General features: G+C 60.5%; 22 protein-coding genes, 1 tRNA gene and 1 pseudogene. 11 read left to right on the top strand and 13 right to left on the bottom strand.

Features of this window, described 5'->3' with window-relative positions; all coding sequences use genetic code 11:
• Window positions 1-51 precede the first annotated feature (51 nt).
• The gene (locus tag ACIQWO_RS19680; protein WP_046291094.1) at window positions 52-597 is read right to left on the bottom strand and encodes a glutathione peroxidase; all 546 of its coding nucleotides are present in this window, start codon (window positions 595-597) and stop codon (window positions 52-54) included.
• 740 nt (window positions 598-1337) lie between these two features.
• Here ACIQWO_RS19680 and ACIQWO_RS19675 point away from each other — a divergent pair.
• The 5 genes and pseudogenes from ACIQWO_RS19675 (at window position 1338) to ACIQWO_RS19655 (ending at window position 10417) form a co-directional block, all read left to right on the top strand.
• Window positions 1338-1388, top strand: coding sequence for an ESPR-type extended signal peptide-containing protein (locus tag ACIQWO_RS19675; protein ID WP_402828248.1), 51 nt, complete (start codon window positions 1338-1340; stop codon window positions 1386-1388).
• Entirely contained in the window at window positions 1389-7286 is a 5898-nt protein-coding gene (locus ACIQWO_RS19670; protein ID WP_402827779.1) for an autotransporter domain-containing protein, read from the top strand.
• Between the two features lie 112 nt (window positions 7287-7398).
• Window positions 7399-8127 (top strand): annotated as a pseudogene (locus ACIQWO_RS19665) (tetratricopeptide repeat protein); the annotation flags it as partial.
• Window positions 8128-8382: 255 nt separating this feature from the next.
• On the top strand, window positions 8383-9582 hold the full coding sequence (locus ACIQWO_RS19660; protein WP_402828245.1) for a glycosyl transferase family 8: 1200 nt from the start codon (window positions 8383-8385) through the stop codon (window positions 9580-9582).
• A complete protein-coding gene (locus ACIQWO_RS19655) occupies window positions 9572-10417 on the top strand; it encodes an alpha/beta hydrolase (RefSeq protein ID WP_402827776.1) in 846 nt (281 codons plus the stop codon). The genes ACIQWO_RS19660 and ACIQWO_RS19655 overlap by 11 nt, the downstream gene beginning before the upstream one ends.
• A gap of 56 nt (window positions 10418-10473) precedes the next feature.
• Here the strand turns inward: ACIQWO_RS19655 and ACIQWO_RS19650 are convergent, their stop codons facing one another.
• Complete coding sequence (locus tag ACIQWO_RS19650) at window positions 10474-11337, bottom strand: NmrA family NAD(P)-binding protein (protein ID WP_402827773.1); 864 nt, start codon at window positions 11335-11337, stop codon at window positions 10474-10476.
• 57 nt (window positions 11338-11394) lie between these two features.
• Window positions 11395-12750, bottom strand: coding sequence for an FAD-dependent oxidoreductase (locus tag ACIQWO_RS19645; protein WP_402827770.1), 1356 nt, complete (start codon window positions 12748-12750; stop codon window positions 11395-11397).
• A 130-nt stretch (window positions 12751-12880) separates the two neighbouring features.
• Between ACIQWO_RS19645 and ACIQWO_RS19640 the strand changes: the two genes are divergently transcribed.
• The 3 genes from ACIQWO_RS19640 (at window position 12881) to ACIQWO_RS19630 (ending at window position 15549) form a co-directional block, all read left to right on the top strand.
• Window positions 12881-13777 carry an AraC family transcriptional regulator gene (locus ACIQWO_RS19640; RefSeq protein ID WP_402827767.1) on the top strand — a complete coding sequence of 299 codons (897 nt, stop codon included), beginning with the start codon at window positions 12881-12883 and terminating at the stop codon, window positions 13775-13777.
• Window positions 13774-14886: an ArsO family NAD(P)H-dependent flavin-containing monooxygenase gene (locus ACIQWO_RS19635; protein WP_402827764.1), complete on the top strand. Its 1113-nt coding sequence runs from the start codon at window positions 13774-13776 to the stop codon at window positions 14884-14886. Before ACIQWO_RS19640 ends, ACIQWO_RS19635 begins: the two co-directional genes overlap by 4 nt.
• 162 nt (window positions 14887-15048) lie before the next feature.
• Complete coding sequence (locus tag ACIQWO_RS19630) at window positions 15049-15549, top strand: hypothetical protein (RefSeq protein WP_402827761.1); 501 nt, start codon at window positions 15049-15051, stop codon at window positions 15547-15549.
• Between the two features lie 170 nt (window positions 15550-15719).
• On the opposite strand, the gene ACIQWO_RS19625 is transcribed toward ACIQWO_RS19630, so the two are convergent.
• On the bottom strand, window positions 15720-16112 hold the full coding sequence (locus ACIQWO_RS19625) for a hypothetical protein (protein ID WP_246184637.1): 393 nt from the start codon (window positions 16110-16112) through the stop codon (window positions 15720-15722).
• 472 nt (window positions 16113-16584) lie between these two features.
• Between ACIQWO_RS19625 and ACIQWO_RS19620 the strand changes: the two genes are divergently transcribed.
• Entirely contained in the window at window positions 16585-18222 is a 1638-nt protein-coding gene (locus tag ACIQWO_RS19620) for a glutaminase (RefSeq protein ID WP_402827757.1), read from the top strand.
• A 291-nt stretch (window positions 18223-18513) separates the two neighbouring features.
• Here ACIQWO_RS19620 and ACIQWO_RS19615 read toward each other — a convergent pair whose 3' ends face one another.
• From ACIQWO_RS19615 to ACIQWO_RS19585, 7 genes are all read right to left on the bottom strand, one after another.
• On the bottom strand, window positions 18514-19095 hold the full coding sequence (locus tag ACIQWO_RS19615) for a PAAR domain-containing protein (RefSeq protein ID WP_402827754.1): 582 nt from the start codon (window positions 19093-19095) through the stop codon (window positions 18514-18516).
• A complete protein-coding gene (locus ACIQWO_RS19610) occupies window positions 19085-19486 on the bottom strand; it encodes a hypothetical protein (RefSeq protein ID WP_402827751.1) in 402 nt (133 codons plus the stop codon). The genes ACIQWO_RS19615 and ACIQWO_RS19610 overlap by 11 nt, the downstream gene beginning before the upstream one ends.
• Window positions 19487-19560: 74 nt before the next feature.
• Entirely contained in the window at window positions 19561-19962 is a 402-nt protein-coding gene (locus ACIQWO_RS19605) for a hypothetical protein (protein WP_402827748.1), read from the bottom strand.
• Window positions 19959-20846, bottom strand: a complete 888-nt coding sequence (locus ACIQWO_RS19600) for a hypothetical protein (protein ID WP_402827745.1) — start codon at window positions 20844-20846, stop codon at window positions 19959-19961. The genes ACIQWO_RS19605 and ACIQWO_RS19600 overlap by 4 nt, the downstream gene beginning before the upstream one ends.
• A gap of 4 nt (window positions 20847-20850) precedes the next feature.
• Window positions 20851-21435 carry a PAAR domain-containing protein gene (locus ACIQWO_RS19595; protein ID WP_402827742.1) on the bottom strand — a complete coding sequence of 195 codons (585 nt, stop codon included), beginning with the start codon at window positions 21433-21435 and terminating at the stop codon, window positions 20851-20853.
• Between the two features lie 1135 nt (window positions 21436-22570).
• Window positions 22571-22870 carry a type II toxin-antitoxin system RelE/ParE family toxin gene (locus ACIQWO_RS19590; RefSeq protein WP_402827739.1) on the bottom strand — a complete coding sequence of 100 codons (300 nt, stop codon included), beginning with the start codon at window positions 22868-22870 and terminating at the stop codon, window positions 22571-22573.
• Window positions 22867-23124, bottom strand: a complete 258-nt coding sequence (locus tag ACIQWO_RS19585; protein ID WP_150665159.1) for a type II toxin-antitoxin system ParD family antitoxin — start codon at window positions 23122-23124, stop codon at window positions 22867-22869. Before ACIQWO_RS19585 ends, ACIQWO_RS19590 begins: the two co-directional genes overlap by 4 nt.
• Before the next feature lie 685 nt (window positions 23125-23809).
• Between ACIQWO_RS19585 and ACIQWO_RS19580 the strand changes: the two genes are divergently transcribed.
• Entirely contained in the window at window positions 23810-24460 is a 651-nt protein-coding gene (locus ACIQWO_RS19580; protein ID WP_402827735.1) for a phospholipase D-like domain-containing protein, read from the top strand.
• Between the two features lie 11 nt (window positions 24461-24471).
• Window positions 24472-24684 carry a tyrosine-type recombinase/integrase gene (locus ACIQWO_RS19575; RefSeq protein ID WP_402827732.1) on the top strand — a complete coding sequence of 71 codons (213 nt, stop codon included), beginning with the start codon at window positions 24472-24474 and terminating at the stop codon, window positions 24682-24684.
• A 66-nt stretch (window positions 24685-24750) separates the two neighbouring features.
• On the opposite strand, the gene ACIQWO_RS19570 is transcribed toward ACIQWO_RS19575, so the two are convergent.
• Window positions 24751-24835 (bottom strand) — tRNA-Leu (locus ACIQWO_RS19570).
• A 183-nt stretch (window positions 24836-25018) separates the two neighbouring features.
• Entirely contained in the window at window positions 25019-26188 is a 1170-nt protein-coding gene (locus ACIQWO_RS19565; protein WP_402827729.1) for an ABC transporter substrate-binding protein, read from the bottom strand.
• Between the last annotated feature and the right edge of the window lie 112 nt (window positions 26189-26300).

Here is a 26300-nt window from a genome sequence, read left to right as displayed (position 1 = left end):
GGGGGCATGCGCAACGCATCGCCCCCTTTTGCATTTTCAAGCGATGCGCAATTACTTCGCGAGTTCGGCGTCGATGGCAGCGACCAGACGCGGGTCGTCGGCCTTGACGTCCGGCGAGAAGCGGGCCACGACCTGACCATTGCGGCCGATCAGGAACTTCTCGAAGTTCCACAGCACGTCGGCGGGGTTGTCGCGCTCGACACCGAAGCCCTTCAGGCGCTCGCGGAACGGGCCTTCGCCGGTGGCTTCCGGCTTGGCGTCGACCAGCGCGCTATACAGCGGGTGACGGTCGTCACCCAGCACTGAGATCTTCGCGAACAGAGGGAAGGTGACGTTGTATTGCGTGGTGCAGAAGTCGAGGATCTCGGCGTCGGTGCCCGGTTCCTGACCCTTGAAGTTGTTGGCGGGGAACGCCAGCACTTCCAGACCTGCGGCGCGTTTGTCTTCATACAGACGCTCCAGTCCTTCGTATTGCGGCGTCAGACCGCACTTCGATGCGACGTTCACAACCAGACGCACCTTGCCTGCGTAATCGCCCAGCGAGGCGGCGGCGCCGTCATTGCGATTGACGGCGATGGTTTCGATGTTCGTGCTCATGCGTGACTTCCCGGAAGACGCGGCCTAGGTGCCGCAAACGCCAATGAGTTTAGCCCAATGCGTATGGGTTCGCTGGCGGCCGGGCCGTGCTAGGTCGTCGTGCCGTCAACATAGGATAGTGGTACCCGTGATGTAAGTTATCTGTAAGCGTTAATAGAATGTATGTCGGTGTGCAAAGCAAGTTAATGTGAGATAAGTCATTGAATTTGCTAAAAAATGATAATTTTTCATAAGTTTTATAAATTAGTAGATGCGGTGGTGATGCTTGTCAATTGCATGGGATCTAAAGAAATTCAATAAATTCAATGGTGTTTGTGAGCTGTGACGTTTATCGATTGACAGTCGTGTAAGCGTGTGAAAGGATTCGCCTGATCAAAAATTACGATAAATAACAAGCGCAGTCGGCTTGCAAAAAATACCGGGGTAGTCCGAATGGTTCGTACCGCTTCTCGCCGCAACGGTGCATCTGTGTTTCGCACAGATCGTTCAACCACGTCGCTCATCGGGCGAACGGGCTCATCTCCTCCATTAGCGCTGTAGCAGCGCAGTTGCGTCGCTATCCCGGCGCGCGCTCGTCAGAATTTCCGCCTGATCGACATCGAAGCACTTCGCCGTTTGCAGCGAAGCGTTTGAGTATTGGCGTCTGCACGTGTGTATTGCCCGGGAAGCGGTGCCGAATTCCGTCGTTCGTGCATCGATTGCATGACAAGCAACCATAAGAATCAGAACCTGGGGATCACATGAATCACATCTATCGCGTGGTATGGAGTGCCAGTCTCGGCATGTATTAGGTGGCTTCCGAAGTGGCGAGCGGCCACGGCGGCAAGTCGCGTTCCGTCGACCGCCGCCGTGCGCGCAAGGCCGCTGCCGTCGCTGCGGTGGCGGTCGCGTCGATGAACGCGGGGGCGGTCTTTGCCGTAGCGGCGCCTGTCGCCACGATGGACGGTGTGACACAACTCTTCTCTGGCACACCGGACACGATTACATCGCCGAACTGGTCCTTTGACGGAGCCAACCTGACGATCTCGGGCTCGTTGCCCGCGACGTTCGCGACGATCACCGGCAGCCTCGGCACTATTTCGAACGCGGGCTCCATGAGCGGTGCGTACGCGCTGTCGTTCTCTGCGGCGGCGAACGTGTCTCTTGTCGAGAACACGGGTTCGATCAACGTCACCGGCGGCAGCTCGGGCTCGTACAACAGCGGCGTCATCGGCACTTTCGTCAATCGCGGGTCGGTGACGACGGGCACGTTTGCCGGGGTCGGCAACGGCGGTCAGATGACGCGGTTTGAAAACACCGGCACGATCACCGGGTTCTCTCAGGGGCTGAACAACCAGGGTACGTTGACGGAGGCCATCAACAGCGGTTCGATTGCCGCGACGGCCGGTTATGGCGTGCTCAACCAGTCGCAACTCGGCACGCTGAATAACAGCGGGCGTATTTCGGGCATTTTCGGCGTCGCTGCCGTCAAGGGCAGTGCGCCGAATCCGCTACTCGGAACACTGCTCAATAGCGGCACGATCACCGGAACGGAAAAGGGGATCTCCAACAGTGGCACGGCCATCACCACCATTGAGAACCTCGGTGGCGGACAGATTACCGGCACAGATACCATCATCGGCATCGGGATTTCTAATAACAATGCTTCGGTCAGCGGCACGGACTATCGCGGCACGATTGGTGCGATCAACAACGCCGGTACGATTTCGGGTGGCCTCTACGCGATCTACAACATCAGTTCGATCGGCACGATCAACAACCTTGCGTCCGGTCTGATTACCGGACCGACGGCGGCGATTTCGAACCAGTCGTCCGACGCCACGATCGGTCAGATCAACAACGCTGGCACCATTGCTGGCAGCATTCTGTATTACGGCTCGCAGGCCTTGTCGATTGCCGGTGCGACGGGCACGGCCTTCGGTACGCTGACGGGCTTCGGTGGTTCGGTCGTCGGCACGCTGGCCAGTCCGCTTGCCGACGTTCACTTCAACGGAGGCAATCTCCTGTTGAACGACATAGTCGATCTGGGCAATGCGCGCACGGCATTCAACGATGCCTCCGTGTTGCAGGTCAACCAACCGATCTACATCTTTGGTAACTACGCACAGGGTGCCAACGCCACGTTGCAACTCGGCGTGGGCAACGGTGCGGTCACGACGGGCAACGTTGGCCTCGACGCTGGGTACGGCTATCTGAAGGTGACGGGCAACACCACGGTCGCCCCGGGCTCGACCATCGCATTGCAGTCGCTCGGTTACAACTTCGCTGCGGGCCAGCGATTTGTCGTGATCGATACTGCGGGGTCCGCGACCTATAACGAAGGCACGCTGCGCTACGTCGTCAACGGTTACCCGTACCTATCGGGCAGCGGCGCAAGCCTTCCGGTTTCCGGGCATCAGGATCTGGTCGTCACGGTGACAGCGCCTTATGTGGGCGCGATGGGCGGCACGGACACGCTGGTGGCTGGCACGCCTTCGTCTTCGCCGAACTGGGCTTACGACGGCACGAACCTGTCGATTGCAGGCACCTCGTTCGCGACCATCACGGGCAACATGGGAACGCTGTCGAGCTCGGGTACGTTGACGGGCGCTTATGCACTCTCGACGTCTCCGGGAGGCAACATCGGCCTTGTGGAAAACGACGGCGTGATCGCCGCGACCAGCAACACCAGCTCGGGCCTCTACAACGGTGGCACCATCGGCACGCTGGTCAATCGCGGCTCTGTGTCGACGGCGGCCTATGGCGGCGTCAGCAATGGCGGCACGATCACCCGCTTCGAAAACTCGGGCACCGTGACCGGTGCGTCGCAGGGGCTAAACAACAGCAACACGCTCACCTCGGTATTTAATTCCGGCACGATTCAGGCAGCCAACGCCTACGGCGTGCTGAATTCGGCGCAGCTCGGCGCATTGACGAACACGGGGCTGATCTCCGGTTACTACGGCCTGATCTCAAGCAAGACGGGCTTGGCCAATGCGACGTTCGGCACGCTGACCAATAGCGGCACGATCACCGGATCGAACAAGGGCGTTCAGAACAGCAACGCCTATCTCGGCACGCTCGACAACCAGGCGGGCGGCCAGATTCTCGCCACCGGTGGCCTCACCGCGGATGTCGCCGCGGTGAGCAACGTCGCGTCGAGCACCATCGGCCTTATCAAGAATGCGGGCACGATTTGGGGCACCTACTATGGCATCTACAACGATGCTGCAGTTGGCACGATCAATAACCTTGCCGGTGGCGTGATCAAGGGGATTGGCGGCGCGATTTCGAATCAGGCACCCACGGCGTCCATCGGTCAGATCAACAACGCGGGCACGATTGCGGGCTGGATCATCAATCGTTCGCAAAACAATCTGTACATCAGCGGCGCGACCGACGGCACGTTCGGCACGCTGACCAGTTTCGGTCCCACGTACCCCACGGCCATCGTCAGCACGAACGCCGACGTGCATTTCAACGGCGGCAAGCTGGTGGTGGACGACGACTTCGATCTCGCGAACACCCGCACGGCGTACAACGACTCCTCGGTGCTGCAGATCAACAAAGAGCTGCGCGTGGCGGGCAACTACTCGCAGGCTGCGGCAGGCACGTTGCAGATCGGTGTGGCCAATGGCGCATTGGCGACGGGCAGTATGCTGACGGACGTCGGCTACGGTCGTCTGCTTGTCTCGGGCAATACGTACATCGCACCGGGATCGAGCATCGCGTTGCAATCGCTGGGCTATAACTTTGCGGCGGGTCAGCGCTACGTGGTGATCGATACTGCGGGTTCGGCCATCTACAACGAAGGCACGCTGCGCTATGCCGTGAACGGTTATCCGTCGCTCGCGGCCAGCGGTGCCAAGGTCGGTAACGGTAGCAATACCGATCTCGTGGTGACGATCTTCGCACCGGCGAACATCGGGACCATTGCTGGCACGTGGCCGCTGACGCCGGGCACGGCGTCCGGTACGTTGGACTGGGCCTACGATGGCGCGAACCTCACGATCTCCGGCACGACTTACGGCTCGATCAACGGTTCGCTCGGTACGCTCACGAACAACGGCACGTTGACGGGGACGTCTGCGCTGTCCATCGGAACGAATGGCGGCAGCATCGATCGCGTCGAGAACAACGGCGTGATTCATGCGACCGGCGCGACCGATTCGGCGATCTACAACGGCGGTGTCATCGGCACGTTGATCAACAAAAACACGCTGCTCTCGGACAACATGGCTGGCGTGAACAGCGTGACCGCACTGACGCGTCTGGAGAACTCCGGACGGATCACCGGCGGCCGGTTCGGCGTGGTGAATGCCGGTGTTCTGACGTCGCTCGTGAATACCGGCACCATCTCGGCGGCCCCGACGGCGTCGACGATTGTGGGGCTGGCGAACACCGGGCAGATCGGTTCGATCAATAACAGCGGGCTGATCAGCGGCTACACAGGCCTGATGCTCTTGCCGTCGGGCAACGTGACGCCGCGCACGACGCTCGACACGCTGACCAACAGCGGCGCCGTGGTCGGTCAGTTTGCCGGTGTGGGCAACTATGGTGGTTCCATCGGCACGATCAACAACCTCGCCGGTGGCAGCATCAAGGCGACGGACACGAGCTATTCGTCGGGTATCAACAACGACTGGGGGACGGCGAACGGTGTGACCACCGGGGGCACGATCGGCCAGATCAACAACGCGGGTACGCTGACAGCCGGTTACTACGGGATTTACAACGCGAATTCGATCGGCGTCATCAATAACCTTGCGGGCGGTCTCATCACCGGTCTGGGTGGCGCGATCTCGAACCAGAGTGTGTCGTCCTCGATTGGCCAGATCAACAACGCGGGCACGATTGCTGGCTGGATCATCAACCGCTCGCCGAACGATCTGCGTATTGCCGGTGCAACGGACGGCACTTTCGGCACGATCACGACCTTCGGTCCGACGTACGGCGGTACGATCGTCAGCACCAATGCCGACGTGCGCTTTAACGGCGGTAACCTCGTTGTTGGCAACAACTTCGATCTGGCTGGCACGCGTACCGCATACAACGAAGCGTCGGTGTTGCAGATCAACAAGGCAATTCAGGTCTCGGGCAACTACGCGCAGTCCGCAGGGGCAACGCTGCAAATCGGCGTGGCAAGCAATGCCGTGACGACTGGCGATGCGGCGACCGACAGCGGGTACGGCCGCCTCGTGGTGAGCGGCAATACGACGCTTGCCGCCGGGTCGAGCGTGGCGCTGCAATCGCTGGGTTACAACTTTGCCGCCGGTCAGCGCTATGTCGTGATCGATACCGCAGGGACGGCGAACTACAACGCCAGCGCGTTGGTGTATCGCGTGAACGGCTCGACGACGCTCGACGCGAGCGGTGCGGAAGTCGCAAACGGCTCCCACAAGAACCTGGTGGTGACGCTGGCCAACGGCACCGGTGCCAATAACGGTAGCGGCAACGGCGGCATTAACAACGGTGGCAACACGGGCAATACCGGCAACACCGGTGGTACGGGCAGCAACCCCGAAGCCGGGAACGGCAACAACGGCGGTTTGCCAGCCTTCGATCCGCGTACGAACGCGACGATCGCGTCGGCACCGAATGCCGCGTCGGCCCTGCATGGATTGTTGGGTTACACCGGCGTGAGCGACCCTCAGTTGCTCAATCTGTTCAACGCCACGCTCGGCTCGCTGAGCGACCGTTCGACCGATTCGGCCAACCGCGTCGGCAAGCAGCTCGCACCCGCGCAGAACGCGCGTGCGGCCGGTGCTGCAACGTTCGGTTCGATGAACCTTGTGAACTCGCACGTCAACGGTCTGCGTGTGGCACAAGCGGGCGGTACGGGGGTGGCGACGGGCGACAGCGCGGCCAACTGGGGTGTGTGGGGGCAGGCGTTCGGTGGTCATTCCAGCCAGAATGCGCGCGAGAATGTCGACGGTTACAGCGCCAACTATGGTGGCTTGCTGGTAGGGGCCGACCGTGCGTTCGGCGACCGCGTGCGCGCGGGCGGTGCGTTCCAGTTCTCGCGCACCGTCATCAATAATGATGGCAGTACGTCGGGCAATCAGACGAGCGTAAATGGTTACGGCCTGATCGGCTACGCCGCTTACACGGGGGAGCCGTGGTACGTGAACCTGACGGGCTCGGTCGTCCTGCAGCGTTACAACTCGACGCGTCTGGTGTCGATGCAAGGCTTCAACGGCATGGCCAACGGCAATTTCAACGGTCAGCAGTACGCGACCAGTGCCGAATTCGGCTGGCCGTTGGCGGCAGGACGCGCCGTCATTACGCCGCTTGCCAGCATCACGTACAGCTATCTGAATCAGAACAGCTACACGGAAACCGGTGGCAACGGTACGGCCTTGTCGGTGGGCAGCGCGGGCAGCAGTTCGGTGCGTAGTGCACTGGGCGCGAAGATTGCCATGTCGTTCGAGACCTCGTCGGGCACGTGGACGCCGGAGCTTGGCCTGCGCTGGGTGCACGAGTACAACCGCACGCGTCAGACCACGGGCGCGAGCTTCGCCGCCGACCCGACCGGGCAGACGGGCTTCACGACCGTGGGCGCTACGCCGGTGTCCGATCTGGCCGAGATGTCGCTGGGCGTGACGCTCATGCGGGCGAACAACCTGAGTGCGTCGGTTCGCTACGATCTGCAAGTCGGTTCGGGCTTCGTGTCGCACACGGGCATCGTGCGCGTGCAGCAGCGCTTCTGATCGTCTGACAGCTTCAGACGCTATCGGCGGTCGCAGTCATTGACATGGCTGCGACCGCCGTGGAAGTATCGCGCAGTGCCCACGGCTTCCCGAGTTTCCCGAAAGTCATCCGATGTCCTCCGCTCCCTCTTCCGCGTCGCCTAACGGTGCGTCGTCGTCGCCCGATACCGCCGGGACGCTCACGTTTGCGCAAGCGATTGCGCTGGCGAATTCCCATTGGCAAGCCGGACAGGCGGCACAGGCTGAAATGCTGTGCCGACGCGTACTGGATACCTCCCCCCAACACCCCGACGCGCACTATCTGCTTGGCCTGATGGCGCATGCTTACGGCAAGCGCGACATGGCGATCGATCATCTGAAAGCCACGTGCCGGGCACCGGGTGTACATGCGGCGTGCTGGTCGGATCTCGCGGAGATGTATCGTCAGGCGGGGCGTCTGACGGATGCCGTGGCGGCGGGGCGCCGCGCCGTCGAGATCGATCCCGCGTTCGCGCCCGGATGGAACAATCTGGGCATCGCATTGCAGGAATCCGGGCAGCTCGAACAGAGCCTGACGTGTCTGACGCGTGTAGGGGACCTTCAGCCCGGGTCGGCGGACGCGCAGAACAATCTGGGTAATACCGCGCGATTGCTGGGGCGGTTCGACGTGTCCGAAGCGCATTACCGTCGCGCGTTGGACATCGATCCCCAGCGTGCCGACACGCATAGCAATCTGGCGTCGCTGCTGAGCTTGCAGAAACGTTTCGACGAGGCAGGGGGACTGGCGCGCCGGGCCATTGAACTGGCTCCCGATTTTGTCGACGCCTATCGGAATCTGGCCGATATCGAACTCTCGCGCGGCAATGTCGCGGCGGCGCTGCAAGTCGTGGAGGTGATGTCGGCATTCGCGGCGCAGCACCCCTCGACGTTGGTGGCACGAGCAGGCGTGCTGCGTCTGGTCGGACGCCTCGACGAAGCGCTCGTCAGCGCGCGAGCCGCCACCGAGTTGCTGCCCCAGAGCGCCAACGTGCAGGCGGCGCTTGCGGCGGTCGAAGCGGATATCGCGAAGCGTGATGCCGCCGGGGCACCTGACGCGCAGGTATCGCAGGTATCGCAGATGCCTCAGGCGAATACGTCGCACGATCACGCCTCCGTTCATCAACAAGCATCCGAGCGCATCGCGGTGCAGGATTTCGAGGGCGCAGAGGCGCTGCTGCGCGATGTCGTGGCGGCGGGCGCTGCGCCCATGTCGATGTGGCGTCTGCTCGCGCTGGCCTTGCGCGCGCAGGGTAAAGCCGAGGCTGGCCGTGACGTGCTGGCGATGCTCGCGCGTCAGGTCCCCGGCGATTTGTCCAACCGGTTCGATCTGGCCGAGTCGCTGCTTCTGCTGGGCGATTTCGAGCGGGGCTGGCAAGAGTACCGCTATCGCTACAGCCTCGAACACACGCAGTCGATCGAGCGCAAAGTCCAGCGGCCACGTTGGGACGGCCAACCGATCCCGGGACAGACGCTGCTTATCCACGACGAGCAGGGATATGGCGATACGTTCCAGTTCATGCGCATGGCGCGGTGGGTGCGCGAGCGCAGTCAGGCGCGGGTGATCTTCGAAGTGAATCCCGAAACGTTGTCGATTGCCCGACGGATGTGGGGCGAGGCGGACATCGTCGGACGCGGCACGCTACCCGTCACCTTCGACCAGCATTGCGAACTGATGAGCCTGCCGATGGCGATGGGTCTCAAACTCGCCGATTTGCCGGGCGACGTCGGGTATCTCAGTGCGGATCCCGAGCGCATCGCCCACTGGCGTGCGCGTCTGGCCGACGTTCCCCGGCCGTGGGTCGCTACGGTCTGGGCGGGACGCCCGGAGCATGTGAACGACAGCAACCGGTCCGTATCGCTCGATCAGCTTGCGCCGCTCGGCGCGAGCGGTGCAACGTTCCTCTCGATCCAGAAGGGACCTGCTTCGTCGCAAGCGCAAACGCCGCCAGAAGGCATGAAAATGGTGTCGCTGAGCGATGAGATCCGTGACTTCGAAGACACCGCAGCCATTCTGCATCTCGCCGATTTGCTGATTTCGGTCGATTCGTCCCCCGTGCATCTGGCCGGTGGGATGGGGCGGCCGGTCTGGGTGTTGCTGCCGTTTGTGCCCGACTGGCGCTGGTTGCTCGGTCGGGACGATTCGCCCTGGTATCCGGGGATGCGGCTGTTCCGTCAATCCGAGCGTGCGGCGTGGGCGCCTGTGATCGACCGGATGGGGAAGGCGCTCGCCGCCTTCGTCGCGCAACGACGTGGTGTGGAGTCGCGAAATGCGAGCTAAAGCCTTGCTCGGTGCGTTCGCGTGTCAGGTTGCTACCGTGCTGACGTCCGGCTGCGCGAGCCTCGATCGCGACGCCCACGCTCAAGCGTTGGCCGACCCGGCGGGTTTGCGTCGTGAGACGGTGACGGGCGGACCGTTCGTGCTGACAGTGTTCGCTCGCATCACGAAGACCGATGCACCGGTGAATGTCTACATCGAGGGTGACGGACTGGCGTGGCTGTCGCGAACGGAGCCGTCGCTCGATCCGACGCCCGTCGCCGCGACGGGGCTCGCGCTTGCGGCGGCCGATAAGTCGCCCAACGTGGTGTACATCGCGCGTCCCTGTCAGTTCACGCCAATGGCACTGAATCCGGCGTGCGGGGTGCCGTATTGGACCGGCAAGCGCTTTGCACCCGATGTCGTCGACGCAATGAACGAGGCCGTTGGAAAGATGGCGGCGCGCGTTCCCGGGCAGCGGTTGGCACTCGTTGGCTATTCCGGCGGTGGCGCGATTGCCGCGTTGATTGCAGCCCGACGACAGGACGTCGCGTCGCTGCGCACGGTCGCCGGGAATCTCGATGTCGAGTACGTGAACCGCATGCATAACGTGTCGGCGATGCCAGCGTCGCTCAATCCGATCGACGTTGCAACGCGGGTCGCCACGATTCCTCAGATCCACTTCAGCAGCGAACAGGACACGGTGGTGCCGCCGGAAGTCGAGAAGCGCTATGCGGCGGCTGTCGGTGGGAAGTGCGTAAAGACGGTTGTCGTCACTGGCCTCTCGCACGACGGCGAGTGGGCCACGCGATGGCCTGCGTTGCTCGCACAGACACCTACATGCGGCGCGGCGCAGTGAACGGGCTGAAGAGCGTCAGGTGCAGATCATGAAGCCGCAGACGCTCACTTTCGACTTCAGGTTTCCCGAACCAGTGCGGTAATCGCGTCGAGCAGCGTGACGTCTCCGCGCATGACATGCTGGCCGTTGTCGCGAAACTTGAAAGTGCCGTCGTTGAACCCGTCGAGCATCTGGATGCGCGGCAGCGGGTTGCGCATGCCTTGCGCACGGAACAGCGGGTCCCAACCTGCACGCGGTACGGCCTCGGCACTGACGTCTCGCACGAGGGCGCGCGCCAACGCAGCGGCGATGTCGTCCGGCGAGTAACGCTCCGGGCCTTCGATTTCCCAAATACGTTCGCCATCGAAATCTTCCTGCATCGCCCGCGCGGCGAAATGGCCGACGTCGTTCGTCGACACCATCGGAATCGCGCGATCCACCGGCGCCAGATAACTCGGCAGCTCGCCACGCTCCCGCGCGGGCGCAATGTCCCACGCAAAGTTCTCCATCAACCATGCTGGGCGCAGGAAGGTCACCGGTGAGCGGACCTCGCGCACCGCCTCTTCGAACAGACGCAGCGCGGTGATCAGGCTGGGGATGTCGCAATCGGCGCCGATGCTCGACAGGCACACCACGCGTTTGGGGTTCGTAGCGCTCAGTGCTTTGACGATGGCATCGATCAGGTGCCGCGCGTGGGAGAAGTCGAGCTCCGGGTCGGCGTTCGGCGGAAGCATGACGAAGACGGCCTCGCTGCCGCGAAAGGCGTTGGTCAGCGCCTCGGCGTCACCGTTCTCGGCAACGGCGATCTCGCCGCCAAGCGTGGCCCATCGGCTCGATTTGACGGGGTCCTGAACGATGGCCCGCAGCGGTAAGCCGGCGGTGAGCAGATCGTGTCCGATCACGCCGCCAACGCGACCCGTGATACCCATTACGGTGTACATAGTCACTCCTCACGCGCAGTAACGTTGCCGTAAAAGTAACACGGGATCGCGGTCGTCTCACAAATGCATCAGATCGGCGGATTTCTGTGTCGACGCGGGCGACGGACCGCGACGTGCATTGAGCAGCGCAGCACCGGCATCGGCCAGACGAACGGCCTCGCGTGCACGCTCGCACATGTCGCGCTCATAGGCGGTGATGGCTTGCCAGAGCGGCACGTGACCGTCGGCGACCTCGCGCAGGTGTCGGGTCAGTTGCGCCGCGTCGCGCAACGCCGTGTTTGCGCCAAGCCCGCCGGCCGGGCTCATCGCGTGGACCGCATCGCCCAGTCCGGCCACGCCGTCGATCTGCCAGGGCAGCGGGCTGGCGGTGCTGCGCACGGGCGACACGCGGACCGTTTCGGGGACCGCGTGCGAGAACAGCGAGCCGAGATGCGGGTGCCATGTTTGTGTCATCGACTCGATGCGGGCGAGCGGCATGGCGTCCGGCATTTCCGCGCAGGTGTACGCAGGACCGAGCAGGGTTCGCGACGGGCCGATGAACGCCCAGTACAGATAATCCGAGACCGGGGTGAGCGGCATTTCGCCCGGCGTGCTCACAGTCGATGGTGTCGCCGGTGCCACTGCCGCGCTATCGCTACGCGGCGGGCGACGGAACAGCATCGCCTCGACGATGACGGCGAATCCGTCGGCAAACACGACAGTGCTGCCTTCCATCGTGGTGGCCTCGCCGTGAGCGTCCATCAGCACGAGCAGGGCGGTCGACAGCGGCGTCAGGCCGTAAATGCAGATGTCGCCCGTCTCGCGAGGGGCCATACCCGGCAACACGTATTCGCGAACGCGCGATTGCGTGCCGTCTGCCGCAATCACGAGCCCCGGCAAGCTGTGCGTGCCGTCGTCGAAATGGGCGACACGGCGGCCGTCGGCAATCGTGGTCGTGCGTGAGAACGATTTGCCGAAATGCACACGATCGAGAATGCCGTCGAGCAGGATCTCGCGAAGCGTCTGGCGATGGACGCTGACGTCGCAGGGGATGTCGGGCACGTGCGGCGCGGGGCGCGCGGCGGCGGTCGTGGTGCGTTGGCGATGGTCGGTGACGGCCGAATCGGTGTGTGCGTCGTGCCAACTGGGCGGCAAGACGACCTTGGCGTCTTCGAGTTGGGGGGTGACGAATCGCCCACCGGCGCGCGCGACGGCCGCACGCTCGCGAACGCGGTCGATACCGCCGTCGGGCAGGCATTCGGTCAGGGCGTCGAGGCCGTTGGCGTCGATGCGCAGGCGATAACCCTGGAAGCGGGCGTCGGGCGCAGGATCCCGCTCGTAGACATCGAACGAAATTCCCGCGCGGCGCAGGCCCTGCGCCAGGCACAGGCCGCCCAGACCTGCGCCGATGATGTTGACGTGCAAGACAGACATGATTTCGATGGGCCGTCCTGAGGCGACCGGCAGTGGCACTGCGCCCATTGTCTGCGCGCTGCGCCGTGACCTGATAACATCGTTTGGTCATTAAACAATGCAAATCGGACAAACCGAATCGGACAAACTCATGGGTAGCCACTATTCCGACCTGTCTCGCGCGAGGCCTGAAGAGGGACTGCTGCGACTCGACGACTCGCCGTTCGCCCGCTACAAGCCGAACGACCGGCCCGACGGCCCACCAGTCTGGGCCTTCGGCGGGAGCGATCACGATCGGAGTCTGTTCAGGATCGGCACGCGGGAGCTGGACTGGCATTCGCATGTCCGGGGCCAATTGTTCTGCATTCACTCGGGACTGGTCCAGGCGCATACGCCGTTCGGGGCGTGGGTGCTGCCGCCCTACCGTGCGGGATGGATTCCACCCAGCGTGACGCACCGCGTGTCGTTATCCGGCGTGGTGAGCGGGTGGATCGTGCTGGTCGCGCCATCAGCGGCCGCATCGCTGCCGTCCGCCCCCTGTGTCGTGGGCGTGTCGGAGTTGCTGGCGGCGCTCGTCAAGCGTGCTGTGTCGTGGGCGACGCGCGAGGTATTGACGGAGGAGGAAACGCGTCTGGCGCAGGTGTTGGTCGACGAGATCGCGAGAGCGCCCGCCGAGCCGCTCGGGCTGCCGATGCCGACCGACGCGCGCGTGGTGCGCGTGGCGCGAGCCGTGCTCGACGATCTTGGCGGACAGGCCTCGCTGGAGGCGCTGGCGCATCATGCCGGAATGTCGTCGCGCACGGCGCGGCGCTTGTTTGTGGCCGAGACAGGGATGGGATTCACGCAGTGGCGGCAACAGGCGCGTCTCGTGAGTGCGCTGGAGCGGCTGGCAAACGGCGAGCCCGTCGGTACGATTGCCGACTCGCTTGGGTACTCGACGCCTAGCAATTTCATTGCGATGTTCCGGCGTGCCTTCGGTGAATCGCCAGGACGCTATTTCCGTCAGGTAGGGCCGCGTGTGCAGGCGGATGACGAGGAGGGGGCATGAGTCTGCCAGAGTCGGCATCGCCGTCTTCGTCTTCCGCGACGAGGCATGTCGATACGCTCGTGATCGGTGGCGGGCAATCGGCGCTGGCGACGGCGTACTTCCTGCGTCGATGGCAGGTGAACTATCAGGTGTTGGACGATCAGTCGGCCGCGGGCGGCGCATGGCTACGGGCGTGGCCGTCGCTGCAACTTTTTTCGCCCGCACAGTGGTCGTCGCTGCCAGGGTGGCCCATGCGCGGCGGCGAGACGCATTACCCGTCGAAAGACGCGGTCGTGACGTATTTGCGTGAGTACGAAGCGCGTTATGAAGTGCCGGTGATGCGTCCAGTGAACGTGACGAACGTCGTCGCACAGCCAGACGGATTGCGGGTGAGCACCGATCGCGGCGACTGGCTGGCCCGCACGGTCATCAGTGCGACAGGCTCCTGGCGTTCGCCGTACGTGCCGTCCTATCCGGGACAGGATGCGTTCGGCGGCCTTCAGATGCACTCGGCGCAGTACGCGGGGGCGCAGGGGCTACAGGGGCGGCGTGTGCTGGTCGTCGGTGGTGGCAATTCGGGGGCGCAGATCTATGCCGAAGTGTCGCGGGTGAGCGAGGCGACCTGGGTCACGCTAAGTCCGCCGTCCTACTTGCCGGACGACGTCGACGGGCGTGTGTTGTTCGAACGTGCAACGGCACGCTGGCAGGCCTCGCAGCACGGCTTGCCGGACCCGTATCCCGATTGCGGGTTGGGGCACATCGTCATGGTCCCGTCGGTGCTTGAGGCGCGTTCGCGTGGGGTGCTGCGCACAGTGCGTCCGTTCACGCGATTCGTCGAGGACGGTGTCGTCTGGGAAGACGGGACGCATACGCCTGTCGATGTCGTCATCTGGTGCACTGGATTTCGGCCTTCGCTGGGGCATCTGCAGGGCTTGGGCATTGCGCAGGCCGAAGGGCGGATTCGCGTCGCAGGGACGAGGAGCGTCGATGAACCCAGGTTGTGGTTGGTTGGCTACGGCGAGTGGACGGGGTATGCGTCGGCGACGCTGATCGGCGTCATGCGAAGCGCGCGGGCGACGGCGCAAGAGATCGTTACGCACCTCGCTGCGCCCGTGTCGGCGACTACGTAGAACCGAAAGCACAGCGCAGCGGGATAGAGTGGTTCTCATGCAGTGACGGGCGCGAGTGGGGCGGAGCCGGACGATCGCAAAAAAGCCGCATATTTCGCACGAAAACGCCTTTGCTGCATCTCGTTTATCCAACGTGTCGACGCCTGCGAGGTGAGGGCGTCGATGCGGCAGAAGGTGCAGATGAAGATGGGAACACTCCGGAAAATTGATTCACGTATTACACGGTTCAAAGTCGGGCACGCGGATGCCCGGCACAAGCACGACGAGATGCGGTTGCATGAAAGAATCGCGTCAGTCGAGGCAGTACTTCCGACCTTGGCAACGAAGGAAGATCTCGCGAGGGAGATCGGCACGGTTCGTGCCGAGATGCATCGAGAGGTCGGTGGGCTGAGAAGTGAGATGCATCGGGAATTTGGAAAGGTGCGACAGGAGATGCATCAGGAATTTGGAAAGGTGCGACAGGAGATGCATCAGGAATTTGGAAAGGTGCGACAGGAGATGAATCAGGGATTTGAGGAGGTTCGTCAGGGGATGCACGCGCTGGGAACGGCGTTGCACCGCGAACTGCAGGCGCTCACCTGGCGACTGATCGGCACCATCGTGACGGTCGGCACGGCACTTGTCGCTGCCACGCACTTCCTTTCGAAGATCGGCTCTTCGTAGTCGTCGATGGTTGCCACGTCGGCGCAAAGGCGACGTGACGCGCACCGAAAGGGCGGGATCCCCGCCGAAACGGCGCCCGTGCAGATGCCAACACACCCACTCGGGCGAACTTTGTCAGATCGTCTGTCGACAGTGACGGCCCGCCACCAAAGGCGGGCCGCCCGCCGCAATTAACCCATGAGTTTCGGCCGTTTGCCGGGTCCAGGCGAATGGAGCACGCGGCAGGGACTGACGAACTTGTCGCACGCCACGGCGGCTTGCGCGAACGTTTCGAAGTAGATCGCGTGATCGTCGTCGGTGACGTGCGCTTTTTCAATTTCCGAAGCCGTTTCGTTCCACGCCAACCCCAGATATTCCCCGTGCTCGTAAAACCAAACTACGTAGCCTTGCCGCGCTAACGATTTCGGCACGTTCAGTGTTCCGCAGCGCTTGCGATTCTTCTTAACGACGTCGCTGCTCTTCTCGGTCTTCGCGTCCTTAGAAGCGTTCATGAAGGTCTCCCATAAATGTACGGTTAGGGTGTTTTCATGATGGCAGGCGTGAAGTGACGTGAGTTTCAGCATCGTCCGAATCGCTCTGTCCGATCGCTGTCACGCGTATGGATTCGGCGCTTTTCCCAATTGAATATGAAAACGTCGCGAGGGCGGCGATCCATGTGCTACGCGGTGTTCCGAGCGGTGCGAGGGATCCGACGAGGACTGCGCAGCGCTCGTCGCGGGATCTCCGCGCTATCAACCGATTCGGAAATTACGCGATGTTAAGGAGATCGCGACCTGATTGCCGAGCCGTAGCGAGCGGACCCGATGAGGTTGTCACGTCGAGTATGGGATGAGCGAACCATAGAAGCGGCTTTCCTCGTTGTGCGTGTAGCCTAGGAGAATAAAAATCGTTTAGGGATGCTCTTCTCGAAATGCCGAAGCCGTTGCAATGACGGCGGGGACACACGGCGATCTTGCCGCAAGGCGAAGCTCTGAGAGAAATAGGGTCATCGAACAGGTTGAGACCAGATATCTCCGAGTTCACGAAAGTCGCCGCATGATGAAAATTCTGTCTTTTGTGCCACGGATTCCCGTGGATGACGTCGCGCCTGCGCACCTTCAACCATGTCGGGCAGATGCTGCCGATCGCGCGATGGTCACCGACCTTTTACACATTGGGAACGTGAGTGAGGGTGCGCGAGCGGACATCTCGCGTTCGACGGTCTACCAGAAATCGTATTTCGTGGATTCCGCGCTGTTGAACGAAGTCATTCGTTCGCGTGCCTCGCCCGTCGGCAAAGGGCGTCCCGTTCAAGGTATTCCTGGCACGAACCCGTGCACTGAGAAACGCGCTATTTCGTTGATGGACACGCGCACGGGAAAGATCGTCAGTGTTGGCGATGTGCATCACCGTTTTTCGCAGCAGAGCATGTCGAAACCGGTGGCGATGGCGCTGGCGATTCAGTTGATGGGTGGTCAGCCCGAGCGCTACGGTCGATACATCGGAATGCAAGCGTCGGCGCTTCCCTATAACGATGCCACGCTCGCGCCCGACGGCCGTCCGTTCAATTCGAGTGTGAACATCGGCGCGCTGGCAACGTGGATGCTGATTCAGATTCACACGCCGCCGGGTAGTGATCCGTTCGATGGTTTCCTTGAGACGATGAAGTCGTTGACGAGAAATCCGGGGCTGAGCGTCAATGAAGCCATGGCCATAGGAGAGTTCGACTTCTGTCCGCCTGACCAGGCGACGAGTCGCAACCGGCAATTGCTGGCGACGCTGGATGCCTCGGGCTTTGTGGATGACGACAGTTTGACGACTTACGCGATGCGCAAACATGGCAAGGCAGTCGTCGACGCCAACTCGACACGCGCCGGTGGACTGACGCCCGAGTTCGCCCTGTCCTGCAGGCGAGCGCTTTCCGAGGATGCCTTTCTTAGCTATTGCAGAGCCTGCGCTGTGATGGTGAACACGGAGGACATGGCGAATGTTGCCGCGGTGTTTCGCAGCGGTGGCATGCAGGTCGCGGCGGAGGATGGAACACGCAGGCAAGTCCTGCCTGCCTCGATTGCGGACTATGTTCGATGCTCGAACGACATCAGCGGCAGTTACGAAGAGTCTGGGACGCAGTTCGCGAAAAACGCGTTTGGTGGAAAGACGGGTGTCGACGGAGGTATTTTCGGCAGTCTTTACCGGCATGCGAACCTTGTTGTGGCGACGCATCACGCTGACTTGAACCCTGCAGGGAATTCCGGTGAAGGGCAAAAATGGATCGGTACGCTGAACAAGCTGAACCTGGTGCTGCCGTCAGCGCGACGCGCAGCCTTGGGAATGGCTCGAGGGTTGATGCGTGTGCGTCCGATGCCGGAACGATTGCCGTCTCACGCGCTCGGACCTTCTCCCCGTGAAATGGATGCGACGTTGCAATCGGAGATGACGCGGGAAACGCGTCGCGCGCTGACAAATGCCATGCCGGTCATCGACGGGGTGAGGCGGGACTTCTATGCGAAAGCGCCGGACGGCCACAAAGCGAAGGACGTTGCCGTCGACGGAGCGCAGGTTCTGTTGGCTCGCGACATTCACGGCAGGATGAAGCGGTACTACCACATGTCCCAGGACCGGCATGCGCTGGAGAAGATTGTCGTGGTCGACGGGACGTCGGATTCGGTGAATGTAGCGCGGGAACAGGACTGAGCCGTCAGACGAGACGAATGACTATGTCGCTACGCCAGAATTACGCCAAACCGAGGGGAAGCACTGCGGGAGATAAGTCTTGTGGTGCCCAGGGCCGGAATCGAACCGGCACGCCTTGCGGCGGGAGACTCTTTGAGGCCCCTGCATTTGGACGTTGTTGTTGATGGAACGTAATGATTTTTAAGGACTGATGGTCCGGTACGACTGACGTGAGTAACCGCGCAGACGTGGTCATTTCCCTTTTTACCCCTATCCAGATTTTATGGGTGTTGGATTCCGTTCGCGCTCGCTCTACCGTGCAATCGCATCCAGGAAGGAATCGCACATGGAGCCATGCAAGGGGGCGGCGGCCATTACTCTTAGGTGGCGACAGTCGATCGCCGAAACATCGTCGAAGACAAGGCGATTCTGCCCGTCGAACACGCCGTCAACAGACGAACCGTCGGAAAGATACGCCCAGCATCGCAGGCCAGCAACCGAGAACCCGTCGCGCGACTTGAACACAAGACGCCCGCGTTGCGTGGGAGCGGCCGGCGGTTGTCTGCGACCGCTTGCGTCGTATCCTTGCTCAGTCAACTGCTCAACTGATAAGTCCAGGAACGTGTCTCGGCGCGACGCCAGCATTCTTGGAGGTGGTTCGCATTTGCAAACGCACAAGTCTCCCTCCAAGGCTTGCTGCTGACCTTTCTCATTTGTCATGCTCAGCGTTGGTCCGTACCCAACAATTGCCCCTGTCGACTTGCATGCAGGGCAATAGACTCTTGCGCCGTGAAATGCTACGGGGATGCCGTCACACGTAAACGTCGGGTCTCCTTCTAGAACGGTGCCACCGTTCGTAGATTTGTCCCCATTGAGTAAGAAATTACGGCGCATTCATATCTCCTGTGTGACCCGAACTGCGTTCCTCGGCAATGGCTTCGGCCAACTCTTTCCAATCGGAGGCGAACCACAGCCGGCAAGCGAAATCGCCAATCAGGCAACGCATATGAAAGAGCGGACTCAAAGTGCGACGCTGAATTCGTGCCGTCACATCTTCGACTACCCCATCTGAATCAAACTCGGTCCATACCAATGGTGCAGGGGAGAGCGTTTGAGGTCCAAGAACGGGCGCCACCTCGTAAAAGAATGCCCGCCGGATGTCCTCGTCGGTCATTGGCTGACAATGCCGTACCAACTGAAACGCTACCCGTCGGACATCAACCACGTTGTCAACGAAAAGATTAGAAAGCGTAATCCAGCAGTTTCTGCGCGCCGGGTCGGTCACTTGATTCTCCAGTTTCGAAAGTTCCGCAGCTCTTCTTGATAAAGTTCGTTTGCCTTCTCCGCTTGAGCAAGAAATTACGGTGCATTCATATCTCCTGTGTGGCTCGAACTGCGTTCTTCGGCAATGGCCTTGGCCAACTCTTTCCAAATGAATGCAAACCACAGTCGGCAGGCGAAATCACCAATGAGGCATTGAATATGGAAAAGCGGACTTAAAGCGCGACGCTGAATTCGTGCCGTCACATCTTTGATTACCTCGTCTGAATCAAACTCGGTCCATACCAATGGTGCAGGGGAGAGCGTTTGAGGTCCAAGAACCGGTGCTACTTCGTAAAAGAATGCCCGCCGGATGTCCTCGTCGGACATCGGCTGGCAATGACGTACCATCTGAACCGCTACGCCTTGGAAATCCAGTACGTTGTCAACAAAAAGGTCCGAAAGCGAAATCCAGCAGTTTCTGCGTGCCGAGTCGGTCATCGGATTCTCCAGCCTCGAAAGTGCCGCAACTCCTCTTGGTACAGTTCGTTAGCTTTCTCCGCGACTGTTCCACCGGCAATTCCGCCTGCGAGAATCAGAACAAATGCGCAAATCGGCGCTCCTGGACCGCATATAGGGGAAACTAGCGCGCCCCCCAAGGCACCGCCCATCAACGACCCACTTAAGATCGCACTTTGGCGGTTGACTTCCTGTGCTTTGTCTTTCGCATTAAGAATCTCCGTTAACACCAAAATGGTCGTCAGTGCGGTAAAGACCTTTCCTGCTGCGGCCATTCTCACTGCACGTGTACTGTATTCGACGCTGTCCCTACCTGCCGCATCGATGATGGCGTAATAGACTCGGCTGCGCTCGTCCGGTGTCAGTTTTTCGAAGACGCTGGGACGCTTGCCCGCAGCAATCGCTTCTAAATACTCAGTAAGCGCCTCTTTGGTCATGCGACCCTTAGCGCCTGGGTCGGCAATCATCACGCTGTATTTTTCAAGTAAGAACGATTTTGACCTACCTTCACTCTTGTACTTTTCGATGCGAGCCCTTGTTCCGGCCGAAGTGGCCGCGCGCGTCTCCATCATTATTTGGTTGCGCATCGTCTGCGCAAAGACCACTCCTTCGACTACCCCTACCCGTCCTGCGGCGACCTCTGAGCGAACAATCTTGGGAATCTCGTCAATTTGACGCATGTACTCCGCACGAACTTGCGCATCCTGGATGAAATCGAAGGCAATTTTCTGGGCTGTCGCCACAAACGTGGACAGCGCTGTGTCAAGGATGCCCGGAACCTCATGCTCCTTGTTCACTTCGAACGGGCCCGCGAAGGAAATGGCGCTGTCGTCCCGAGACGCTTGAGCTGCACTTGCTGTAGACATCCGATTATTCCTGGGAAGCTAAGGTTTGAATGAACGCGTCGCACAGAACGCTACTGGGGCCCGAATCTGGAAACCCGAATTCGATTTGTCGGCAGCTTGAACCGGCCGGATTCTCGATGTGAAGGCGGTTGTCTGCGTCAATCGTTCCAGTGCTTGTCAATCCATTGTTGAAATGTGCAATACACCGAAGCCCTGCTAGGGAATGGTCGTCGACCAACCGGAATGAGATGAACCTATCGCCGGATTCGGATACCGGTAAGGGGTTACCAAAATGGTCGTAGCCTAGAGCCGAGAGTTCCTTGGCATCAAAACTTATGCACGCCGCTCGCTGTGAGGCAATCAAACGAGGGGGCGGGGCGCACTCACAGCGACATAGGTCGCCATCCAGCGCTACAAGCTTGCCGAGGAATTGAGCTCGACGAGAAGGGCCGGCACCAACAATGAACCCGGTGGTTTTGCAGGCGGGGCAATAAACTTTGCTTCCGAGTGTCGAGAACGGGGTGGTCTGATTACGTGCCCGCGGCTCGCCTTCAATGACAACGCCATTGCGAGTTGTCTTGTCGCCGACCATGATGAAATAGCGTTTCATGTCGTCTCCCCCGGCAACAGCACGGAGGCGGGGAGGAACATCCACTTCTCGTCAAACGGGTTGAAGAACGCGACTTGATTGCTCTCAGTCTTTGGGGGCAGCAACGGCCCATCGACCGAGCGGCGGCACGCACCGATTGCTCGAGTTGAAATGTGGACCATACGCGGAGCAAATCGAACGTTTCGCGATAACTCGGGAGACCTGAGGCCGAGAACAGCTTGGATACAACCAGGCTCGTCTCCTCGTCCATCGAATACTCGATTCGAGGCGTTTCGCCAGGGCAAAAGTGTTGCACTTCTATCATTCCCATGCCGGCAGGACGCCCTTGCGCGTGAGAAATGATTTGGCCGTTCTTAGCTGCGTATCCCAACTGGATGTGCATCACCAAACGCCCGAAATCCGCAACGAACTCGGAGGGGTCAAAGCGGGAGGAGGGCAATACCTGATATTCAATATCCTGACTGCTTGACCACCAGGCACTAATTGCAGCGTCCACAGGCGTCAGGTACGCGTCGATGCACTTACCAAACGGTGCGGTTGAGCATCGCACTACGACTCGGTCCTGACATTCTTCCGTCGGCGTGTTGCAGACTGTGAGATAGAGCTCCGGGTCTTGCGAGAGGAAGCGTTTAGTATCTTTGACATCGAGAGCTTGTTGGCTTTCCATTGGACGCTGCCGGCAGGAATAAACCTTCGATTTTTTGCTTGCCCCTTCTCAAGATCAACGAGATAAATCCCATTTTTTGTTAAGCCTGCTCCCAAACGTCGTCTGCCGGCCTTCGTAACATCGAAATGCCGAACCAAGGAACCTTGTTTTCGCAGCTACCTAGTAGCTTCGGTGAAGGAGAAACTTGGTGGGCAAAGGTTTGTCGGCAACCAGGCGGAGCGACAGTCAATGCTGCGACGGTGCTGCGCTTCAAGTCGCGCCATGGTGACCTGCGGGCTCCGATTCTCTCTTGCGAGGGGAAGTACGAGCCTCTCGGACGTCAGACCCTTAATGGTTATCCGCGCGTAGATTTGCGCAAGAATGCGGCTCGGCGCGGTGTGATTCCAGCGGTTTATTGGGGATGTTTAGGGAGCTGTTGAGGGCATGCGCCGCGCCACTCCTCCATCCTCGGCACTTCGACAGATGCCGTCAGGGAAACAGAATCGCCGCGTAATTTCGTGCGCTGTGCAGGATGTGGACGATGTCGATGCGCTCGTCCGACTCGACCACACGATAGAAGATTTGGTAGTTGCCGTAGACGCGATGTCGGATACCGAGGCGCTCATAGCGCGGCACGACGGGGAAGGCGTACGGCATGTCTGTGAGGCTCAAACACTTGTCCCGCAATTCCTGAATGAATGTTACGGCGCGGCGCGGGTTGTCCAGCGCGATGTAGTCACCAACGGTCTCAAGGTCTACGATGGCTTCGGGCAATAAGTGAACGATCATCCCTCGTCGTCCACCTTTGCCTGATACTTCTTCTCAAGGCGGTCGAACACATCGGCGGCTGGCTGGCCCTTACCTGCTGCGGCGTCTGCAATGCCCTTCTCAACCATAGCATCCAGCGCGGCAAGCTGCGACTCACGGTCCTGAATCAGACGAACGCCCTCCCGCAACACCTCACTCTTCGAGCCATAACGGCCCCGCTTCACCAGTTCGGCGACGTACTCCTCAAGCGAGCGCCCGAGTTCAGCACTGATCATGGTTTCTCTCCGATTGGAGTTAGCTAGGTTAGTGGTCACTCTAGCATGCTTATCAATAGTTATCAAATAACGTACCCTTCCCCTCTCCAGAACTCAGGTCGCCGTCTTTGGTATTTTGGCGCATTGGCCGTTTAGCCGAAAAATTTATCGGAAGTTGCTGAAACGCAAGTATCTGTTCGCCTGACATGATGAGTTACGTCCCTCAGTGAACTATTCCTATCCAAGTGGAGGCACCGTGACAGACGCAAGCGAACGCGGCAGCACGCCGCACACGATGTTGGCCCGACCAAGAAGACCGACGCGCCCAATGACAAGCGGCGACTGGCGACATTGCCGCCCGCATTTCCTCGTAAGGGCTACGTGATTTGGTTTCATGCGCATGCCCGTTACCTCGGCTACGCGTGGGATGAGGAAGAGAGAGAAATCCATCGGGCGCATGTATCGGACCCTGGCCATGCAATCTACTTCGATACTTTTGCGGAGGCGATGGTGGCGACGGAACGATTGTTCAGCCCGTACTACATACCTCACTCACCAAAGCCCGGAGCAAAGCCGAAATTGGTGAGGTAATTTTGAAGACGGCCGCATCTCATGCGGTGGGCCGTTGATGATTTTCGGCGATATACACAAGCACTTGCTATGGACCATTTAGCGCCCCCCGTAATTTGCCTCAGCGAGGGATTAGGTGGCAAAATTTTTAAACACCAGTGCGACAAACTATTTTCTTGAGGAATTGATCAAAGGGGCCGTTGATCGAGTAATTCTGATCAGTCCATTCCTCAAGCTCAATGATCGAATAAAGGAGCTACTTGCAGATAAGAACCGCCTGAAAATTGACGTGAGGTTGGTCTATGGCAAGAGCGAGTTGCAGCCGCCGGAAATCGAATGGCTCAAAGGGCTTACCTATGTTCGCACCAGCTACTGCAAAAACCTGCATGCCAAGTGCTACATGAGCGAGGAGTTGTGCGTCGTTACGAGCCTGAACCTGTCCGAGTTTGGTCAGATCAATAACTACGAGATGGGAGTACTGGTTCGGAGATCGGAAGACACCGATCTGTATCGAGATGTGTATGAGGAGGCTCAGCGCATCATTCGTATTGGCGAGGAAGTTCGTATACGCGACGCGATGGATTTGGCGTATCTCACGGGGCAGCGGCCGGCCGATACGCTGAGGTTTGACGAAAAGAATATCCGCGACGGCCTATTGTGTATCCAGCAAGGTACGACAGGCATGCGCATTCGCATTTCGATACGGGGGGAGGTTTGGGGAAGTTCTCGAACGAATTCGTTCGCGTCGCAAGCAGCAAGCGACGATCACGTCGGCGTTAGGCTTTGACGCGTCGGGGCTTGCGAACTCGATTCGATGCGGCTCGCGAGGCTGCCGGTATTGCGAAGGATGCATTCCAGTTTCGCGACCTTCGGGCCAAAGCCGGTGCCGACAAAGCAGAGTCAACGGGAGATATTCGAAAGGCCCAAAAGCAACTTGGTCACCGCTCTTTGGTAATGACCGAGCATTACGTGCGCGACCGTCTCGGCGACAAAGTCGAGCCGACGAAATAACCGAATTGCGGAGCAAACAATGAATTGCGGAGCAGGGCGGAATCGCCGGATGTCTTGGAAAAGCTTTGGTGCCCAGGGCCGGAATCGAACCGGCACGCCTTGCGGCGGGGGATTTTGAGTCCCCTGCGTCTACCAATTTCACCACCTGGGCGGGTGTGCGGGCACCGAGCGGTGTCGCAGCGTGAGTCGTTCGATAAACCTGATGGCTCACCGGACGAAGGCGAGATTATGACCGAAATTTTCTCCCGCCACAAGCCCGCTTCGGCAGCTTTGCGTCACCGACGGTGCCAAACCTCAGGCTTGGCACCGTCGGCAGTCGTGCTGTTGCCCTATATCAGTCGGAGACGTAGACGAACTTGCCGTTCTTGATCTGTCCCATCACCCCGGCGCGCTGATCAAGACCGACGTGGTCCTGCGGGCTCAGATTCATGATGCCGTTGGGAATCGCGAGGTTATGCGTCGACTCAAGCGCGTCGCGCAATGCCACACGGAACGCGGGCGTGCCCGGCGCCGCGACCTTGGCGGCACGCGGCACCGCGTCGTTGAGCAGATCCCATACGCCGTAAGCATCCGCTGCGAATTGGGTCACGGTGTCCACGCCGTACTTCGCTTCGTACTTCTTCGTGAACGCGAGCGCCGCCTTGCGGGCGGGATGTCCGTCCGGCAGGGTCTTGGCGACGACGCCCGGCTGCGTCGGGAACAGGGTGCCCTCGACATCCTTACCACCGACACGAACGAAGTCGTACGTCGCAATGCCGTGCGTCTGATAAATCTTGCCCGTGTAGCCGCGCTCCTGAAGTGTGCGCTGCGGTAGGGCCGCCGGTGTGCCTGAACCCGCCACCAGAATGGCGTCCGGCTTCGCCGACATCAGCTTCAGTGCCTGCCCGGTCACGCTCGTGTCGGTCCGGTTGAAGCGTTCCTGCGCCACGATCTGCAACTTGCGCAGCGCGGCAAACTTCGAGAATTCCTTCAGCCAGCTATCGCCATAGGCGTCTGCAAAGCCGATGAATCCGACCGTCTTCACGCCGTGGTTGGCCATGTAACGCGTCATCACGTCAGCCATAGCCGAATCGTTGGCCGCCATCTTGAAGGCCCAGCGACGTTTGGCGTCCTGCGGCTCTACGGCCACCGCCGAACCGATCAGCGTGATCATCGGCGTTTCCGCTTCGGAGATCGGGTCGAGCATGGCCAGCGCGCTCGGCGTGATGTTCGGGCCGACGATCACGTCCACCTTGTTTTCGCTGATGAGCTTGCGCGTGTTTTTCACCGCCGTGCCGGGATCGGAGGCGTCGTCCAGAAAGATGTAATGCACCTTCTGGCCGCCGATCTGGTCAGGCCAAAGCTGCATGGCGTTCTTGCTGGCAATACCGATAGCGGCCGCCGGCCCCGTCGAGGACAGGTCGATGCCAACGGTCAGGTCGGCACGGGCCGCCGTCACCACGCCGGATGACGTCAGAGCAAGCAAAACACCCGACAGGCGGATGCCGCGAAGAGGTGAGCGCATGAGGTCTCCTTTTGGTCGAATCGCGTAAGCATACCGCACCGTCTGCGTCAGACCAGCACGGAAAAATACTCCCCGATTCGTGTCGTGAGCCGCTCATCGCCCTGCCTCAATC

Origin of the sequence: Pandoraea sp. NPDC090278, from assembly GCF_044772185.1 — a bacterium.
GTDB lineage: Bacteria > Pseudomonadota > Gammaproteobacteria > Burkholderiales > Burkholderiaceae > Pandoraea.
Note: the sequence above shows the minus strand (reverse complement) of the source record. Positions and strands in the feature narration are given on the sequence as shown.

Bases quoted from the DNA above. Each gene is read 5' to 3' on its own strand.
- ACIQWO_RS19595 (WP_402827742.1), bottom strand. From the start codon at position 21,435: ATGAAACGCTATTTCATCATGGTCGGCGACAAGACAACTCGCAATGGC.
- ACIQWO_RS19645 (WP_402827770.1), bottom strand. From the start codon at position 12,750: ATGTCTGTCTTGCACGTCAACATCATCGGCGCAGGTCTGGGCGGCCTG.
- ACIQWO_RS19635 (WP_402827764.1), top strand. From the start codon at position 13,774: ATGAGTCTGCCAGAGTCGGCATCGCCGTCTTCGTCTTCCGCGACGAGG.
- ACIQWO_RS19680 (WP_046291094.1), bottom strand. From the start codon at position 597: ATGAGCACGAACATCGAAACCATCGCCGTCAATCGCAATGACGGCGCC.
- ACIQWO_RS19650 (WP_402827773.1), bottom strand. From the start codon at position 11,337: ATGTACACCGTAATGGGTATCACGGGTCGCGTTGGCGGCGTGATCGGA.
- ACIQWO_RS19625 (WP_246184637.1), bottom strand. From the start codon at position 16,112: ATGCTGAAACTCACGTCACTTCACGCCTGCCATCATGAAAACACCCTA.
- ACIQWO_RS19565 (WP_402827729.1), bottom strand. From the start codon at position 26,188: ATGCGCTCACCTCTTCGCGGCATCCGCCTGTCGGGTGTTTTGCTTGCT.
- ACIQWO_RS19640 (WP_402827767.1), top strand. From the start codon at position 12,881: ATGGGTAGCCACTATTCCGACCTGTCTCGCGCGAGGCCTGAAGAGGGA.
- ACIQWO_RS19655 (WP_402827776.1), top strand. From the start codon at position 9,572: ATGCGAGCTAAAGCCTTGCTCGGTGCGTTCGCGTGTCAGGTTGCTACC.
- ACIQWO_RS19615 (WP_402827754.1), bottom strand. From the start codon at position 19,095: ATGCGCCGTAATTTCTTACTCAATGGGGACAAATCTACGAACGGTGGC.
- ACIQWO_RS19660 (WP_402828245.1), top strand. From the start codon at position 8,383: ATGCCTCAGGCGAATACGTCGCACGATCACGCCTCCGTTCATCAACAA.
- ACIQWO_RS19620 (WP_402827757.1), top strand. From the start codon at position 16,585: ATGATGAAAATTCTGTCTTTTGTGCCACGGATTCCCGTGGATGACGTC.
- ACIQWO_RS19630 (WP_402827761.1), top strand. From the start codon at position 15,049: ATGCGGCAGAAGGTGCAGATGAAGATGGGAACACTCCGGAAAATTGAT.
- ACIQWO_RS19585 (WP_150665159.1), bottom strand. From the start codon at position 23,124: ATGATCAGTGCTGAACTCGGGCGCTCGCTTGAGGAGTACGTCGCCGAA.
- ACIQWO_RS19590 (WP_402827739.1), bottom strand. From the start codon at position 22,870: ATGATCGTTCACTTATTGCCCGAAGCCATCGTAGACCTTGAGACCGTT.
- ACIQWO_RS19605 (WP_402827748.1), bottom strand. From the start codon at position 19,962: ATGACCGACTCGGCACGCAGAAACTGCTGGATTTCGCTTTCGGACCTT.
- ACIQWO_RS19600 (WP_402827745.1), bottom strand. From the start codon at position 20,846: ATGTCTACAGCAAGTGCAGCTCAAGCGTCTCGGGACGACAGCGCCATT.